At 35.1% G+C, this 16,285-nt stretch carries 13 protein-coding genes; 1 reads left to right on the top strand and 12 read right to left on the bottom strand.

The annotated features are described in order from the left end of the window. Window positions 1-295 precede the first annotated feature (295 nt). From eno to rpoN, 8 genes are all read right to left on the bottom strand, one after another. A complete protein-coding gene (eno, locus tag ACX6U0_RS19630; protein ID WP_464961543.1) occupies window positions 296-1,591 on the bottom strand; it encodes a phosphopyruvate hydratase in 1,296 nt (431 codons plus the stop codon). 62 nt (window positions 1,592-1,653) lie between these two features. Beyond that, window positions 1,654-3,189: a 2,3-bisphosphoglycerate-independent phosphoglycerate mutase gene (gene gpmI, locus ACX6U0_RS19625; protein WP_464961542.1), complete on the bottom strand. Its 1,536-nt coding sequence runs from the start codon at window positions 3,187-3,189 to the stop codon at window positions 1,654-1,656. After that, on the bottom strand, window positions 3,189-3,944 hold the full coding sequence (gene tpiA, locus ACX6U0_RS19620) for a triose-phosphate isomerase (RefSeq protein WP_464961541.1): 756 nt from the start codon (window positions 3,942-3,944) through the stop codon (window positions 3,189-3,191). Before tpiA ends, gpmI begins: the two co-directional genes overlap by 1 nt. A 75-nt stretch (window positions 3,945-4,019) precedes the next feature. Further along, on the bottom strand, window positions 4,020-5,201 hold the full coding sequence (locus ACX6U0_RS19615; protein WP_464961540.1) for a phosphoglycerate kinase: 1,182 nt from the start codon (window positions 5,199-5,201) through the stop codon (window positions 4,020-4,022). 295 nt (window positions 5,202-5,496) lie between these two features. After that, on the bottom strand, window positions 5,497-6,504 hold the full coding sequence (gap, locus tag ACX6U0_RS19610; protein WP_464961539.1) for a type I glyceraldehyde-3-phosphate dehydrogenase: 1,008 nt from the start codon (window positions 6,502-6,504) through the stop codon (window positions 5,497-5,499). Between the two features lie 37 nt (window positions 6,505-6,541). Next, window positions 6,542-7,576, bottom strand: coding sequence for a sugar-binding transcriptional regulator (locus tag ACX6U0_RS19605; RefSeq protein ID WP_464961538.1), 1,035 nt, complete (start codon window positions 7,574-7,576; stop codon window positions 6,542-6,544). A gap of 196 nt (window positions 7,577-7,772) precedes the next feature. Next, complete coding sequence (locus ACX6U0_RS19600) at window positions 7,773-8,009, bottom strand: glutaredoxin family protein (protein ID WP_464961537.1); 237 nt, start codon at window positions 8,007-8,009, stop codon at window positions 7,773-7,775. Window positions 8,010-8,024: 15 nt separating this feature from the next. Next, window positions 8,025-9,326 (bottom strand): RNA polymerase factor sigma-54, encoded by a 1,302-nt coding sequence (rpoN, locus tag ACX6U0_RS19595; protein ID WP_464961536.1) that lies wholly within the window; start codon window positions 9,324-9,326, stop codon window positions 8,025-8,027. Window positions 9,327-9,473: 147 nt separating this feature from the next. Here rpoN and ACX6U0_RS19590 point away from each other — a divergent pair, with 147 nt between their 5' ends. Further along, window positions 9,474-12,185, top strand: a complete 2,712-nt coding sequence (locus ACX6U0_RS19590; protein WP_464961535.1) for a sigma 54-interacting transcriptional regulator — start codon at window positions 9,474-9,476, stop codon at window positions 12,183-12,185. A gap of 92 nt (window positions 12,186-12,277) precedes the next feature. On the opposite strand, the gene chbG is transcribed toward ACX6U0_RS19590, so the two are convergent. From chbG to ACX6U0_RS19570, 4 genes are all read right to left on the bottom strand, one after another. Next, a complete protein-coding gene (chbG, locus tag ACX6U0_RS19585) occupies window positions 12,278-12,997 on the bottom strand; it encodes a chitin disaccharide deacetylase (RefSeq protein ID WP_464961534.1) in 720 nt (239 codons plus the stop codon). 90 nt (window positions 12,998-13,087) lie between these two features. After that, entirely contained in the window at window positions 13,088-14,425 is a 1,338-nt protein-coding gene (locus ACX6U0_RS19580) for a 6-phospho-beta-glucosidase (RefSeq protein ID WP_464961533.1), read from the bottom strand. 126 nt (window positions 14,426-14,551) lie between these two features. Next, window positions 14,552-14,872 (bottom strand): PTS lactose/cellobiose transporter subunit IIA, encoded by a 321-nt coding sequence (locus tag ACX6U0_RS19575; protein WP_464961532.1) that lies wholly within the window; start codon window positions 14,870-14,872, stop codon window positions 14,552-14,554. Between the two features lie 20 nt (window positions 14,873-14,892). Next, entirely contained in the window at window positions 14,893-16,248 is a 1,356-nt protein-coding gene (locus ACX6U0_RS19570; protein WP_464961531.1) for a PTS sugar transporter subunit IIC, read from the bottom strand. Window positions 16,249-16,285 lie beyond the last annotated feature (37 nt).

Raw genomic sequence — 16,285 nt, 5'->3', positions numbered from 1 at the left:
GCCCCGACAAGCATAAGACAAGGACTAGAAAAGTTGCTTTTTAACTTTTATTGGCATTGGCTTATGACCTCGAGGGGCTAGGCGCTAGAACTAGACAATAAGAAAATTGGAGGCAACTCGCCCTGCCCCGACAAGCATAAGACAAGGATTAGAAAAAAAGCTGTTGAAATTAAATATAAACACAAAAAAAGAGAAGGTAAGGGGCCTTCTCTTTTTAGTGTCTATAATGGATTATGTTTTGTTTTGCTTAACATACATTTTTATATTGTTGTGTCTATGATGTTATTTATAATAATTATTTACGTAAGTTGTAGAAAGATTTTAAACCTTGGTAAACTGCGCTTTCTCCTAGCTCGTCTTCAATACGTAATAATTGGTTGTATTTAGCGATACGGTCTGTACGAGATGCAGAACCAGTTTTGATTTGACCAGCATTTGTAGCAACTGCGATATCAGCAATTGTGCTATCTTCTGTTTCACCAGAACGGTGAGAAACTACAGCTGTGTAACCAGCACGTTTAGCCATTTCGATTGCTTCGAATGTTTCAGTTAATGTACCGATTTGGTTAACTTTGATAAGGATTGAGTTAGAGATACCTTTTTCAATACCTTCAGAAAGCTTTTTAGTGTTTGTAACGAATAAATCGTCACCTACTAATTGTACTTTTTTACCTAGACGGTCAGTTAATAATTTATGTCCATCCCAGTCATTTTCATCTAAGCCATCTTCGATTGAAAGAATTGGGAAGTCGTTGCAAAGTTGCTCATAGAAATCAACCATTTCAGCTGAAGATACGCCAGTACGGCCTTCACCTGCAAGATCATATTTACCAGTTTCTTTGTTGTAGAACTCAGAAGAGGCAACGTCCATACCTAAGAATACTTCTTCTCCAGCTTTGTAACCAGCTTTTTCGATTGCTTGCATAATTACTTCTAATGCTTCACGATTTGAACCAAGGTTAGGAGCAAATCCACCTTCATCACCTACAGCAGTGTTTAAGCCTTTAGAACTTAATACAGCTTTTAAGTTGTGGAAGATTTCAGTACCCATACGGATTGCTTCTTTAAAGCTGCTAGCTCCAACAGGTAATACCATAAATTCTTGGAAGTCTACGTTGTTATCAGCATGAGATCCACCATTAATGATGTTCATCATTGGTACTGGTAATTGTTTAGCGTTGAATCCACCAAGGTATTGGTATAATGGTAATCCTAACTCGTCAGCTGCTGCACGAGCTACTGCCATAGATACACCAAGAATTGCATTTGCACCTAATTTACCTTTATTTTCTGTACCATCTAATTCAATCATACGTAAGTCAATTGCAGTTTGTTCAGTTACTTCGTATCCTACGATTTCTTCTGCTAAAATATCATTTACGTTTGATACTGCTTTTTCTACACCTTTACCAAGGTAACGTGATTTGTCTCCATCACGTAATTCAACTGCTTCGTATTCACCAGTTGAAGCTCCACTTGGAACTAATGCACGGCCAAAGCCACCATCTTCAGTGTAAACTTCTACTTCAACAGTAGGATTACCACGAGAATCTAATACTTCGCGAGCGTAAACATCAATAATCATTGACATAATAAAATCTCTCCTTTAAATGCGCTATACGCTTATTGTAAAACTTTTATATTAACTGCTGTTCACTTATTAATAAGTGATTTACCAGTCATTTCGTTTGGTTGTGCTACTTTTAATAAATCTAGAACAGTAGGAGCTAAGTCTCCTAAAATTCCATCTTCACGTAAAGTAATACCTTCTTCAGTCACTATTACAGGAACTGGGTTTGTAGTATGAGCTGTCATTGGTTGACCTTCTGGTGTAATTTCTTCATCAGCATTACCATGGTCTGCAGTGATGATCGCTTTTCCACCTTTAGCAATAATTGCATCTACTACTTCTCCTAAGCATTCATCCACAGCTTCAATCGCTTTGATTGTTGGCTCAAGTTTCCCTGAATGACCAACCATATCTGGATTTGCGAAGTTTAAGATAATTACATCATGCTTATCAGCAGCAATCTCTTTTAAAAGTGCATCTTTTACTTCATAAGCACTCATTTCAGGTTTTAAATCGTAAGTCGCAACCTTAGGTGAATTGATTAAAATACGCTCTTCACCTGGGAACTGCGCTTCACGACCGCCACTGAAGAAAAATGTAACATGTGGATACTTTTCAGTTTCAGCAATTCGTAATTGTGTTAAGTTATTTTGAGCTAGTACTTCACCTAAAGTATTATCTAAGTTAGTTGGTTTAAATGCAACATAACCTTGAACCGTTTCACTAAAATGTGTTAAGCACACAAAATGAACATTCTTTGGAAACTCTGTTCCACGATCAAAATCACGGAAATCTTCATTTGTGAACACATTAGAAATTTGAATTGCACGGTCTGGTCGGAAATTATAGAAGATAATAGAATCATCATCTTCAACAGTTGCAACAGGTTTACCATCTTCTTTTACGATAACAGAAGGTAAAACGAACTCATCATGGATCCCATTTGCATATGAATCTTCAATTAATTCATATGGATTTGAATAAGTAGGACCTTCACCATATACCATTGCACGATAGCATTTTTCTACACGATCCCAACGTTTATCACGGTCCATAGAGTAGTAACGACCTGAAATTGTTGCAAATTCACCTACACCAATTTCTTTAAATTTTGCTTCTGTTAGATCTATATATTTTTTAGCTGTAGTCGGTCCAACATCTCTTCCATCAAGAAAAGCATGAACATATACTTTTTCTAAACCTTCTTCAGCAGCTAATTTTAATAAAGCAAACATGTGGTTAATGTGACTATGTATACCTCCGTCAGACAATAAACCAAAAATATGAAGTCCTTTACCTTTTTCTTTCGCGCTCTTCATTGCATCAATAAAAGTGTCATTTTTTTCAAATTCACCTTCACGTATTGCTTTATTTACACGCGTCAAGCTTTGATAAACGATACGTCCTGCTCCAATATTTAAATGTCCAACTTCAGAATTACCCATTTGTCCTTCTGGAAGACCAACTGCTTCGCCTGATGCAGTTAATTGTGCATGTGGGTACTGATTCCAATATCTATCATAATTTGGTTTTTTTGCTTGCGCAACTGCATTACCAAATGTTTCTTCACGCAAACCAAATCCATCAAGGATGATTAGAGCTACTGGCTTTTTACTCATTACTTAACAGCCTCCAATAAAGCAAGGAAAGAAGCTGGTTCTAGACTTGCACCACCAATTAAAGCACCGTCTATATCTGGTTGAGCCATATATTCTTTAATATTTTCTGGTTTTACACTTCCACCATATTGAACTCGTACAGCTTCTGCAACTGGTTCATTGTAAAGACTAGCAACAACATCACGAACAAACTTACATGATTCTTGAGCATCTTTTTCAGTAGCAGATTTACCAGTACCAATCGCCCAAATTGGTTCATATGCAATGACTAAGTTTTTTACTTGATCTTCAGTAAGGCCAGCTAGGTCAGCAGTTAATTGAGTGCGAATAACTTCCTCAAATTTACCACCTTCACGTTCCTCTAGCGTTTCACCACAGCAAAGAATTGGTGTTAAACCATGTTCAAATGCTTTTTTCGTTTTGCTATTAATGAATTCATCTGTCTCGCTGTAGTATTCACGGCGCTCTGAATGTCCAATGATAGCATAAGTTACGTTCAAGTCTTTAAGTGCAACTGGGCTGATTTCTCCTGTATATGCACCGCTATCTTTGTCACTTACATTTTGTGAACCAATTTTTAAATCAGTTCCTTTTACTGCTTCTACCATTGGTGCTAGAAATAGTGCAGACGCACAAACAGCTGCATCTACCTTATCAGATGCTGGTACACTATTTTTTACTTCCTCAACGAATGACATTGCTTCGCTAAGCGTTTTGTTCATTTTCCAGTTACCTGCGATAATCGGTTTACGCATGTGAAACACCATCCTTACGGTTAGTAAGACATTTTTATCCTACTGTATATTCTTTAACTATTTATTCTTGGTATCTTACTTATCATTTAAAAGTGCTACGCCAGGAAGTTCTTTACCTTCCATAAACTCTAATGAAGCACCGCCACCAGTAGAAATATGGCTCATTTGTTCTGCTAATCCAAATTTTTCTGCAGCTGCAGCTGAATCTCCGCCACCAATAATAGAGTAAGCGTCAGAATCTGCTAATGCTTGAGCAACACCTATTGTTCCTTGAGCAAATTTATCGATTTCAAATACGCCCATTGGTCCATTCCAAATAACTAACTTAGAGTTTTTGATCACGTCAGCATAAAGAGCTGTTGTTTTTGGCCCAATATCAAGAGCTTCCCAATCAGCAGGAATTTGATCGATATCTACAACTTTTGTATTTGCATCTTCACCGAATTTATCAGCAATTACTACATCAATTGGCATATGGAATTTCACGCCTTTTGCTTCGGCTTTTTGCATAAATTCATTCGCTAAGTCAATTTTATCTTCTTCTAAAAGAGATTTACCAATTTCAAATCCTTTTGCTTTAAGGAATGTGTAAGCAAGGCCACCACCAATAATTAAGTGGTCAACTTTTTCTAATAAGTTCTCAATTACACCTATTTTATCTCGAACTTTTGCTCCACCAATGATTGCTGTGAAAGGACGTTCTGGGTTAGAAAGTGCTTTACCTAATACATTGATTTCTTTTTCCATAAGGAAACCAGCTACTGCAGGGATATGTTTAGCGATTCCAGCTGTTGTAGCATGTGCACGGTGAGCAGCACCAAATGCATCATTTACATATACATCAGCAAGAGCAGCAAATTCTTTAGATAGAACTTCATCATTCTTCTCTTCACCTGGGTAGAAACGAACGTTTTCTAATAATAAAACATCGCCTTCGTTCATTTTGCTGATTTCTTCTTGAACTTTCGTTCCGTAAGCTTCATCAGATTTAAGAACTTCTTTACCCAATTTTTCACTTAAACGTTTTGCAACAGCATTTAAGCGTAATTCTTCATTTACTTGTCCTTTTGGACGTCCTAAATGAGAAGCTAAAATTACTTTTGCTCCGTTTTCTACTAAATATTGAATAGTAGGAAGTGCAGCACGAATACGTGTCTCATCTGTTACTTCACCATTTGCCATTGGTACGTTAAAATCTACACGGCAAAATACGCGTTTGCCCTTTACATCAATGTCACGTAAAGACTTTTTGTTCATTGTAGGTGCCTCCAGTACATTTTTCATATTCATTCCACTATCCATTGAATTGTAAAAAAGCCAATTAGATATTGAAAATTTTCTTCTCAGAACTGACGAAACTATTCATATTTCTACAAATAGCCTTCTATTCTGTGATATTGTCACCGCAATTTTAACAGATTATGTATATTAATTGGAATTAATTTCTTGAGTAATTTTTACATTTTTGTTGGGTGATTGACCTAAAGAAGATTTATTTCATATAAAAGAGGGGAGGAATGTCCTCGCCCTCGTATTTATTTTTCTATTGAAATTATAGGCCTTTAGAAGCGATGTAATCTACTAAGTCAACTACACGTGTAGAGTAACCAGTTTCGTTATCGTACCAAGAAAGGATTTTAACCATGTTACCTTCCATAGTCATTGTAGATAATGCATCGATTGTTGAAGAGTTAGAACATCCGTTATAATCGATTGATACTAATGGCTCTTCTGAGTATCCTAAGATACCTTTTAATTCGCCTTCAGCAGCAGCTTTGAATGCAGCATTTACTTCTTCAGCTGTAACTTCAGCATTTAATTCTACAACAAGGTCAACTAATGATACGTTAGCAGTTGGAACACGAACAGCTCCACCGTTTAATTTACCTTTTAATTGTGGTAATACTAATGAAACAGCTTTAGCAGCACCAGTTGTTGTAGGGATCATGCTCATAGCAGCAGCACGTGCACGACGTAAATCTTTGTGTGGTAAATCTAAGATTTGTTGGTCATTTGTGTAAGAGTGAACAGTTGTCATCATACCACGTTTGATACCAAATCTTTCGTCTAATACTTTAGCGAAAGGAGCTAAACAGTTAGTTGTACATGAAGCATTTGAAAGTACGTTGTGGCTAGCCGCATCATACTTATCTTCGTTTACACCCATAACGATTGTGATATCTTCGTTTGAAGCTGGTGCAGAGATAATTACTTTTTTAACTGATCCACCTAAATGTTTTTCAGCGTCTTTTTTATCTGTGAAACGACCAGTAGACTCAACTACTACTTCTACTCCGTAATCGCTCCAAGGTAAAACTGCTGGGTCACGCTCAGCAATAACTTTGATTTCGCTACCGTTAACAACGATAGAATCACCATTTACTGTTACTTCAGCGTCAACTCCACCGTGTACTGAATCATATTTTAATAAGTGTGCTAATGTTTGAGCATCTGTTAAGTCGTTAATTGCAACAACCTCTACATTAGGGTTTTTTAAAGCTGCACGGAAAACCATACGTCCAATACGTCCAAATCCATTAATACCAATTTTAGTTGCCATTATAATTTCCTCCTTTTAGTAGGTAGAATCTAATTTTTTATATAGTTAAAGGGTTTCCTTTAATTAACTCTCTTGCTGCGCCTTCATCTGTTACGAGAATGTTTACATGCCCTTTCTTTAAGAAAGAAGCAATTGATTTCGCCTTTGAAGATCCTCCAGCCACCGCCAACACATACGGTATATTTTTTAATTCATCAAGCTGCAAACCAATTGTTCGCACCTTATAGACATCTTCGCCATTTTCATTAAAATAATACCCAAATGCTTCTCCAACGGCCTCAGATTCAATCAATGTTTCTAATTGTTCAGAAGATGATTGCCTTCGTTTTGCCATTGTAAATGCTTCACCGATACCATGAATCACCATTGACGAAGAACGAATTAAATTTAGAACCTCTTTTACTCTCGGTTCTTCCATCATTGTGAGATATGCATCCTCACTTAATTCATCTGGTAAATGTAATAAACGATAATTACCTTTTGCCATTTCGGCCATTTTTGCACAAATTGTATTTGCTTGGTTTCGTACTTCTTCCCCTAAACCACCTCTAGCTGGTACGAATAAAGGATTAAGTTCTTTCGAGTCTGCATTCATCATTTCAGCTACGGCAGCTAAAGTGGAACCACCAGTAACAGCAACAATATTATTTGTTTCTATCCTTTGGTTTATACAGCCAACGGTTGCACGGCCCATCTCTTTTTTAACCCAAGCCAACTCATCACTATCGCCCGAAACGACGATAACTTCTTTCAGGTTAAACATATCCTTCAATTGGTCTTCGATGTTTTTCAAGCCAAATAGTTCACGCATTGGTTGTTCTAAATCCAGAAGTAGGCTTAGTCCTTCATCCGTTAATGTCATTCCTGAGGAAGCAACATTAATTAATCTCTGCTCCTTTAAAAGAGAAACTTCTGATCTAAGTACTCTTTCTGTTATTCCCACGCTAACTGACAAATTTCTACGACCAATCGGTTGCATAATTCGAATGTATTGTAGGATCAAGAATCTTTTTTGGATAACCGGAATTAAATCGGGTAACAATTTGTGTTGTAGCTTCAAAATATGGTTCATTTTCATCTCCTCTTTCGCAGAGTATTTCTGATGGACGAAATAAGTCCCACTATGACGTATTATGTCCCACTTGTTATAAAAAAATTACAACGTTTTACAACGATGTTTTTTGATACAAGATATACTCCAGAAATGAAATAACCCTGCTACATTTACATTGTAACAGGGTTACCTATTTCTTTCAATAGATAAGCACCTATTTAATGGCATTTAATATGTCGTTTTTATGAATTTTCCCATAAGCAATGGTTTCGCCGTTGATTTGAATGACAGGAATCATCAACTGATATTTCTCTAATAATTCATCATATGAATAGATATCAATTTCAGTTACTTCTATTTTATGTTCTAATCGAAGCGATTCAATGATTTCTTTTGCTTCATTACATAAGCCGCAATTTTCTTTTGTGAAAAATGTTAACTTGATTGTCATGCAATTGTTCTCCTTTTAACTAAAGCGCTTTCGTTTTGAAGATCCAGGTATCCTCAATATATCTCTATATTTAGCAACAGTTCGTCTAGAAATCTCAACGCCGTGCTTTTGTGATAGTAGTTCTACTAACTTCTGATCTGATAATGGCTTTTCTTTATTTTCTTCATCAACTAGCTGTTTAATAAACACCTGAATACTCGTAGAAGCAAGCTCTTCGCCATCAGCACTTACGCCTTGATGGAAAAATTGTTTCATTTCAAACAATCCAAATGGTGTTTGTACATACTTATTTTTGCAAGTACGACTGATTGTTGATTCATGTAGTGATAGCTCTTCAGCAATTTCTTTCAAAGTTAGTGATTTTAAATGTGCTGGTCCTTTGTCAAAGAACGCTAACTGTTTATGAAGGATACAATTCATTACTGATAGCATTGTTGATTTTCGTTCTTCAAGACTTTTCATTAACCAGTTTACTTGAGAATTTTTATCCTTTAAATAAGCAGATACTTCTTTTTCATGTTGACCACTTAAAATTGAAGAGTATTCATTTAATACTTTTAGCCTTGGCATGATTTTATCATTAATTAATACAACAAATTCTTCACCTATTTTTTCAACAGATAAATCAGGCGCTACATAATTCACTTGGTCTTGATAATAGTTCAAACCAGGTCTAGGTTGTAATGATAATATTAAATCAATTTCTTTTTGTAGTTCCCCTAAACTCATCTTCAACTTTTTCGCTATCTCTTTCCAATTTTTATTGACGAACATTTCAAAGTGTTCGTTCATAATTTGTTTGGCAATTGTTGTGTCACGATCAAGTCTGTTTAATTGAATGGATAAACACTCTTTTACAGATCTAGCACCTACACCAGCTGGTTCAAATTTTTGTAGTATTTCGATACCTATCTGTAATTGTGAATACGAAATCCCTAGTTCACTTACAAGCTCTTCATCGGTTTCCATTAAAAATCCGTTCTTATCTATGTTATATATTAAATATTTTATAATCCGATATTCATCATGATCTAATTTCAACTCATTCAGTTGACTTATTAGTTCTTCCTGCAAGCTTTCTGTCTTACGTGTATACAATTCCATACCATGATCGTGAGTAGTAGTTTGCTTACTGACTTTTCTTGATGAATAATCGCTATAAGGAGTTTCAACTTCAATTAATGGATTTTCTAATGATTGCTCAAATAAAAAATCAGTTAGCTCTTGGGCATTATACTGAAGCATTGTAATGGCTTGTCGCAGTTCTTGGGTCATAGCTAGTTTTAATGATTGTTTTTGCATTAAATTCATTTCCATACTACTTCACTCCCTTAAGACTATTTTACTCGATATTAAACTTTTTCATAGTACTTGACGAATTGTTTCAAAATTAAAATATAGTGAAAACGTTTACTATTTCCTGTATAGTAAAAGTATACAACTTCAAATTACAGGTGGGCTAATATGAATAGAAAAAACCAAATTTATGAAGTTTTTGTCCAACAAAGTAATGCACAAGGCTATACTGCAAATGAAATTGCAACAATGCTAAATTTAGATCGTGCAAACGTTAGCAGTGATTTAAATAAATTAGTAAAAGAAGGCTTATTAGACAAAACAAATTCTAGACCTGTCTTATTTAAGCTTCAATCGAATGTGAACTCAAAAGTAAATCAACAGGCTACTGTTCCAGGAGAAAAATCTTCCTCTGAATATAAGTACGAATACTTTTATGATGAGAACATTAGTTTAAGACCTGCAATTGAAAAAGCAAGATCAGCTATACTCTATCCTCCGAATGGAATGCACACTTTGATACTAGGTGAAACAGGAGTAGGTAAATCTGCATTTGCAGCTAAAATGCACGAGTTTGCTATTCGCTCAAATATATTAAGTAAAGATTCCCCTTTCATTATATTTAACTGTGCTGATTATGCAAATAATCCTCAGCTTTTATTAGGTCAACTTTTCGGGGTAAGAAAAGGTGCATACACGGGAGCAACAGAACAAAAGGGTTTACTTGAAAAGGCGAATAATGGAATTTTATTTTTAGATGAGATTCATCGTCTTACACCTGAAGGCCAAGAAATGTTATTTACATTCATCGACTACAAGTTGTATAGACGACTAGGAGAGACTGAGAACGAACGTACATCAAACGTACTCATTATTTCTGCTACAACAGAAGATCCGAGCTCAACTTTATTATCTACTTTTACTCGTCGAATTCCGATGGTTATTAAATTACCAGCTTTACGTGATCGAACTTATGAAGAAAGATTCACATTGATAAAAAGATTTTTCTCAGAAGAAAGTCTTCGTCTTGGTAAAGAAATTGTTGTCAGTGCAAATACGATTCGTTCGTTTCTTTTCTATCCTTGTCAAAACAATATCGGACAATTAAAAGCAGATATTCAATTGGCGTGTGCGAAAGCATATGCAGACTTTATTACAAATCAAAACGATAAAATCCGAATTTACAGTACTGATTTAAATTGGTATGTGAAGGAAGGATTGTTTATAGAGAAAAAAGTGAAGCATTCAATCACTCTTTTAAACGAGCATTTTGAATTTTCACCAACAAAAGGCATGATTAGTAATCCGCAAATGGATGATACTGATACAATCTATGACCGTATTGATACGAAATATGAAGAATTGAAACAGCGAGGAGTCGCACAAGATGAACTATCTTTACTAATGGAGAACGATATTGAAAGTTATTTTACACACTACTTAACTTCAATCAATCGTAAACTCTCAAGTAAAGAAAACATTCAAAAAATCATGCAGCCTGAAATTGTTACATTAACTGAAAAAGTATTAAAACTGGCTGAAGAAAAATTAAATAAGAAGTTTAGTGAGAAAATTCTTGTGGCATTCAGTTTGCACATTCAAACTCTCTTACAACGTATTCAGTCAAACAAGAAGATTTACCATCCAAATATAACGCAAATTCGTGATCAATATAAAAATGAATTTTCAATTTCAATTGAATGTGTAAAAATGATTGAAGATTATACAAATGTCTCTATCCCATTTGATGAAGTCGCTTTTATTACAATGTTTTTCGTTTATGGAAATGAAGATTTCAAAGAACAAAATTCGAATGTTAAAGTAATCGTTCTAGCTCATGGTAATGGAATCGCCAAAGAAATGGCATCAGTTACAAATGAGTTATTGGAAAATGATGAAGTCATTGGAATCGATATGCCATTAAGCGAACCACCTCAAGATTTTTTAAACAGGGTCAAAGAGTATATAAAATCGTTAGGCAAATTAAATGGCATTTTACTATGCATTGATATGGGTTCTTTGGCATATATCGGTGACATTATTGAAGCAGAATGTTCCATCCCAGTTCGTGTCATTCAAATGGTAAGTACAGCACATGTAATCGAAGCATCTAGAAAAGCTACTCTTGGTTATAGTTTAGATGAACTTTATCAAGATGTTCGTAATCTTACTACTTTCTTTATTAATGCACATTCAAGTAAGAAAAAAACAACTGAATTTTACCGCTCTGTTATTCTAACTGCATGTCTGACTGGTCAGGGAAGTGCTATCGCCATTAAAAATATACTAAGTAATAACTTGTTCTATGATAAAGAGATGATAGAAATTGTGCCAATTAGCCTTTTAAATAAGGAAGAATTACAGAAAATGTTAAATGATATATCAAAAGAACGGAATATTGTTTGCATAGTCTCCAATTTTGACATTCATGTTCCTTATAATACATTCCACCTACAGGATGTCCTAAATATGAAAGCAACAAAAAGGATACAAGAACTAATCACTTATGAGGAAACATATTTAAAAATGGCCGAAACCTTACAAGATACAATTTCATTAAACAACGCTAAAAACGTTATTAGTGTCATCCGACGTTCATTAAATGATATCCAAGTACAAACAGGTCGTTTCTTTAAAAATGAGGATTTAATGGGAATCGTTCTTCATATGAGTTGTATGATCAATCGCATTCAAAATGAAGAGCCACTAACTCCATTTAAAAACAAAGAAGATAAAATCAATACTCACTACATGCTTTATCTAAAAATGAAAAAAATACTTCAACAAATTGAAGAAGCATGCGATATCATCATTCCTGATGATGAAATATGTTATTTACTAGAATTTTATTCCCGCAATGAAGAGCCTATAACAAACTAAAAAAAAGCCACTTTCTTCTATATAAAATAGAGAAAAGTGGCTTTTTATTTTCGGCCAGTTTAAGATATCATACACTTTGATAAAGTCTATCTTTAATATTTTACTAATTCAAGCTCTCTTGGAAGCTTTGCAGTCGTTAAAATATCTAACTCAGTTAACCTTTCAAAACAATAGGAAGTACCATTTTTCAAGTGATTATCTACTAAAGCTGGATGCACCATAACCTCGACTGACCCTACTCCATTTTTTATTCGTTCAGTAATGGTTTCAAAGTAATCAAATGGTATGTCACTTCCATAAAAGTCAGTTAATAATTGATCTGTAAAAGGTTTGATGCCATCAATAGCATGGTCTTCTGAGATTCGAACAGGTAAATCATACTTTTGAGACAATTTAGCAATAACTGGTTGGAGAACAGGAATCATGTGTACATGGTGATGGCTATCAAGATGCGTAGGTGTTAGTCCAAAAGACAAGAACCTTTGAATTTGGGCATCCCATTCTTGTTCAACTTCATCAACGCTTGCCTCAGTTGGATTACCGTACCAATAAGTTTGTTTGAGGAAAACCCCATTTTGATCTACTATTGCTTCTAACCCCTCAAGTAAAGGCTTTCCGGCAGTTAGAACTAAATGAACGCCAAGTCCTAATGTTGGATATTTTTTAGCTAATTCAACACCATGCTCTACTGCATACATATTCATCATCATAGTTGCTGAATTTACAATTCCATTTAAATGAGCCTCAATTATACCTAGGTTAACACCCTTTGAATAACCATAATCATCTGCATTAACAATTATTTTCGTCATTAGATTGCTCCTTTACAGTACGTAGGATAAAAAAAGGATGATACTCTATTAGACGAGCTACATCCTTTTTTGCTAACATCGTGTTACAAATTAATTAGCTGCTACTGTTTCATTTTTAAAGAACTGTGGTAAATGTTCTTTATGCGCTTCTAACATCTCATCTAAAATTTGTTTTGCTAAGTTATCAGAACCAACTAGTGGATTTATACACATTGCAAGTAATGCTGTTTTGTAATCACCTGTTACGCCTGCTTCTGCTGCAACTCGTTCAAACGATTTAATTTGCTGAACTAATCCGCGAGCAGCGACTGGTAAATCACCCATTGTTAATGGTTTTGGACCTTCTTTCGTTATGACTGCACTTACTTCAACCGCGCAATCATCAGGAATAGAAGCAATTGCACCATTATTCATTGTATTAACTGGCTGAATATCACACTTATTGTTATATAAAGATGAGATTAAACGACAAGCAGCATCGCTATAGTAAGCTCCACCACGTTTTTCTAATTGAGGTGGTTTAATATTTAAATTTGGATCTTTATAAAGCTCAAATAAATCATCTTCTAATTTTTTAACGACTTCTGCACGCGTTCCGTCTTTTTTCGCTGCTTCCAATTCTTCTTCCAGCATTACTTTTGATTGATAGTAGTAACGGTGGTAAGGACAAGGGATTGCACCTAACGCTTCAATAAAGTCAGGATTCCAATCCATCGCTTTAATATTTTGCATCGTCATACTTTCTGTCGGACGAGCAAATTCACTAATTACTCTGCTTGTAACATCTTCACCATCTAATAATACTTTTGTTCCATAAACCATGTGATTTAAGCCCATGAAATCAATATGAACACGTTCAGGCTCAACCCCTAATCCTTTTGCAATATTCATATGAATATGAATCGGAACATTACATAAACCAACTACTTTACGGAAATTCGTATATCGTAAAATAGCTTCTGTTAAAATACCAGTTGGATTTGTAAAGTTTACTAACCATGCATTTGGACAAAGTTCTTCCATATCTTTTACGACATCTAAAATAACAGGGATTGTACGAAGGGCTTTAAATAATCCACCTGGACCGTTAGTTTCTTGACCGATTACTCCATATTTTAGAGGAATCCTTTCGTCTTTCATACGTGCCTCAAGTAAACCAACACGGAATTGAGTAGTTACAAAATCAGCGTCTTTTAATGCTTCACGGCGATCAAGAGTTAAGTGAATTTCCATTGGTACGCCAGCTTTTGCAACCATACGTTTTGCCAAATTACCAACAATTTCAAGCTTTTCTTTTCCAGCTTCAATATCAACTAACCATAATTCTCTTACAGGCAGTTCGTCATATCGCTTAATAAACCCCTCGACTAACTCAGGAGTATAACTAGAACCGCCACCGATTGTTACAATTTTAATACCGTTACTCATTCTCCCCACTCCTTACACTCTATTTTGCATGCTTTCATACCTAGTTTTCTATACAAGTTCTATAAAAGAAAAGTAGCTAAATCAAATTTGGTTAACTACTTTTCTCCTTCATTATTATTCTATTTTTTATTTGTTAATTTTTTCATGTAAATGAATAATCTCAGTTACTAAATCTCTCATTGTTAAAGTATTCATTAAGTGATCTTGTGCATGAATCAATAGAATATTTAATTCTACTTTTTCTCCGCGAGCTTCACCCTGAATCAGCGAAGTTTGAGCATGATGTGCATGGTTTAATTCTACCTTTGCTTCATCAATCTTACGGTGCGCTTCATCTAAATTCCCTTCACGAGCAGCTTGCATTGCTTCCATTAATGAACTTTTTGCATTACCAGAATGTAAGATTAATTGAAACGCTGTTTGCTCAACATTCACTATAGTACTCATTTTGTATCCCCCTCAAACTATTACATAGAAGCACTTTGATTATTTGCTGCCTCTTTAATTTTTCTGATGTCAATTCGCTCTTGCATTATAACAAAAGGAATATAAATTAAAATTGAGATTGCTAAGTTTACCGCTGCTAAGATGGCACCTGAAATGTGACCACCTGTTGATAACCAACCACCAAAAATTGCTGGTGTAACCCAAGGAATGTTTGTTGTAACAGGATGTACTAATCCCCATGAAATCGATAAATATGAAGTGATTGTTAATACAATCGGCGTTCCGATAAATGGAATAAACCACATTGGATTTAATACGATTGGCAAACCGAAAAGCACCGGTTCATTAATTTGGAAAATACCAGGCGCACCACCAAGTGCAATCATTTGTTTATTACGTTTTCTATTCACTAATATCATTGAGATAATTAATCCCAGTGTCGCTCCAGATCCACCTAAAAATACGAATGCATCAAAGAATGGTCCTGCCATAACATTGTACTTATCCCAATCTTGTACACCTTTTGCAGCTAAGTCGATGTTTTCATTTCCTAATGCTGTAAATAGTGGCGTTGTAATTCCACCTAAAATGTTTGGACCATGCAATCCTAACACCCAGAAGAAGTGAATGAAGAACGCGATCCCAATTGCGAAAGGTAAAGAATCCGCTGCATTCGTTAATGGTTTAACAAGTACAGAGTTTAACCAATCGTTGAAGTATACCCCATCTGATAGATACAATCTAAATAATAATCCTACTAAAGCTATAATGAAAATTGTTAACATACCTGGAATCAATTTTGCAAACGCTTTAGATACTGCTGGTGGAACACCATCGGGTAATTTAATAACTAATTGTTTTACTTTAGATAAACGAACAAATATTTCAGTTGCTATAATCGCTACAATAATACCTGTAAATAATGCAGTTGAATTAGTATAAGTAGAGTTTACTAGACCCCATACACCACCAGTTGCTGTTTCACCATTTTCAAGCGTTACAGTTACTGCACTTAAAGATTGTGGTACTAATACAAAGTATGAAGCCAGTGCTACTAACATTGCCTCGAAACCTTCATCTCCGTATGAACGGGCAAGTTTATTTGCGATCCCCACTACTGCAAATACAGTCATGAATGCAAATGTACCCCACCAAATGTCTCCACCTAAGGTTTTCCAGTTTAGCCCGAAAACCGCTTCCATCATTTTATCGTAGCCTTTAATAGCACCACCTAAGTTGTTGATTAATACTGCAAACGAACCGACCATTGTAATTGCAATCATTCCGATTAACGCATCACGGATCGCTAATAAATGACGTTGGCTACCAATTTTACCAGCAGTTGGCATGATATACTTTTCTATAAAATTCATCATTGTCATAGAGCTCCTTTATTTTCAAATTAATAATTCA

The organism is Gottfriedia sp. ABJ_BB2_2 (assembly GCF_055484705.1).
This window is presented reverse-complemented; position numbering and strand designations above follow the sequence as displayed.

Excerpts from the sequence above, each read along its gene's own strand:
- eno (WP_464961543.1), bottom strand. The coding sequence starts at position 1,591 with ATGTCAATGATTATTGATGTTTACGCTCGCGAAGTATTAGATTCTCGT.
- gpmI (WP_464961542.1), bottom strand. The coding sequence starts at position 3,189 with ATGAGTAAAAAGCCAGTAGCTCTAATCATCCTTGATGGATTTGGTTTG.
- tpiA (WP_464961541.1), bottom strand. The coding sequence starts at position 3,944 with ATGCGTAAACCGATTATCGCAGGTAACTGGAAAATGAACAAAACGCTT.
- ACX6U0_RS19615 (WP_464961540.1), bottom strand. The coding sequence starts at position 5,201 with ATGAACAAAAAGTCTTTACGTGACATTGATGTAAAGGGCAAACGCGTA.
- gap (WP_464961539.1), bottom strand. The coding sequence starts at position 6,504 with ATGGCAACTAAAATTGGTATTAATGGATTTGGACGTATTGGACGTATG.
- ACX6U0_RS19605 (WP_464961538.1), bottom strand. The coding sequence starts at position 7,576 with ATGAACCATATTTTGAAGCTACAACACAAATTGTTACCCGATTTAATT.
- ACX6U0_RS19600 (WP_464961537.1), bottom strand. The coding sequence starts at position 8,009 with ATGACAATCAAGTTAACATTTTTCACAAAAGAAAATTGCGGCTTATGT.
- rpoN (WP_464961536.1), bottom strand. The coding sequence starts at position 9,326 with ATGGAAATGAATTTAATGCAAAAACAATCATTAAAACTAGCTATGACC.
- ACX6U0_RS19590 (WP_464961535.1), top strand. The coding sequence starts at position 9,474 with ATGAATAGAAAAAACCAAATTTATGAAGTTTTTGTCCAACAAAGTAAT.
- chbG (WP_464961534.1), bottom strand. The coding sequence starts at position 12,997 with ATGACGAAAATAATTGTTAATGCAGATGATTATGGTTATTCAAAGGGT.
- ACX6U0_RS19580 (WP_464961533.1), bottom strand. The coding sequence starts at position 14,425 with ATGAGTAACGGTATTAAAATTGTAACAATCGGTGGCGGTTCTAGTTAT.
- ACX6U0_RS19575 (WP_464961532.1), bottom strand. The coding sequence starts at position 14,872 with ATGAGTACTATAGTGAATGTTGAGCAAACAGCGTTTCAATTAATCTTA.
- ACX6U0_RS19570 (WP_464961531.1), bottom strand. The coding sequence starts at position 16,248 with ATGATGAATTTTATAGAAAAGTATATCATGCCAACTGCTGGTAAAATT.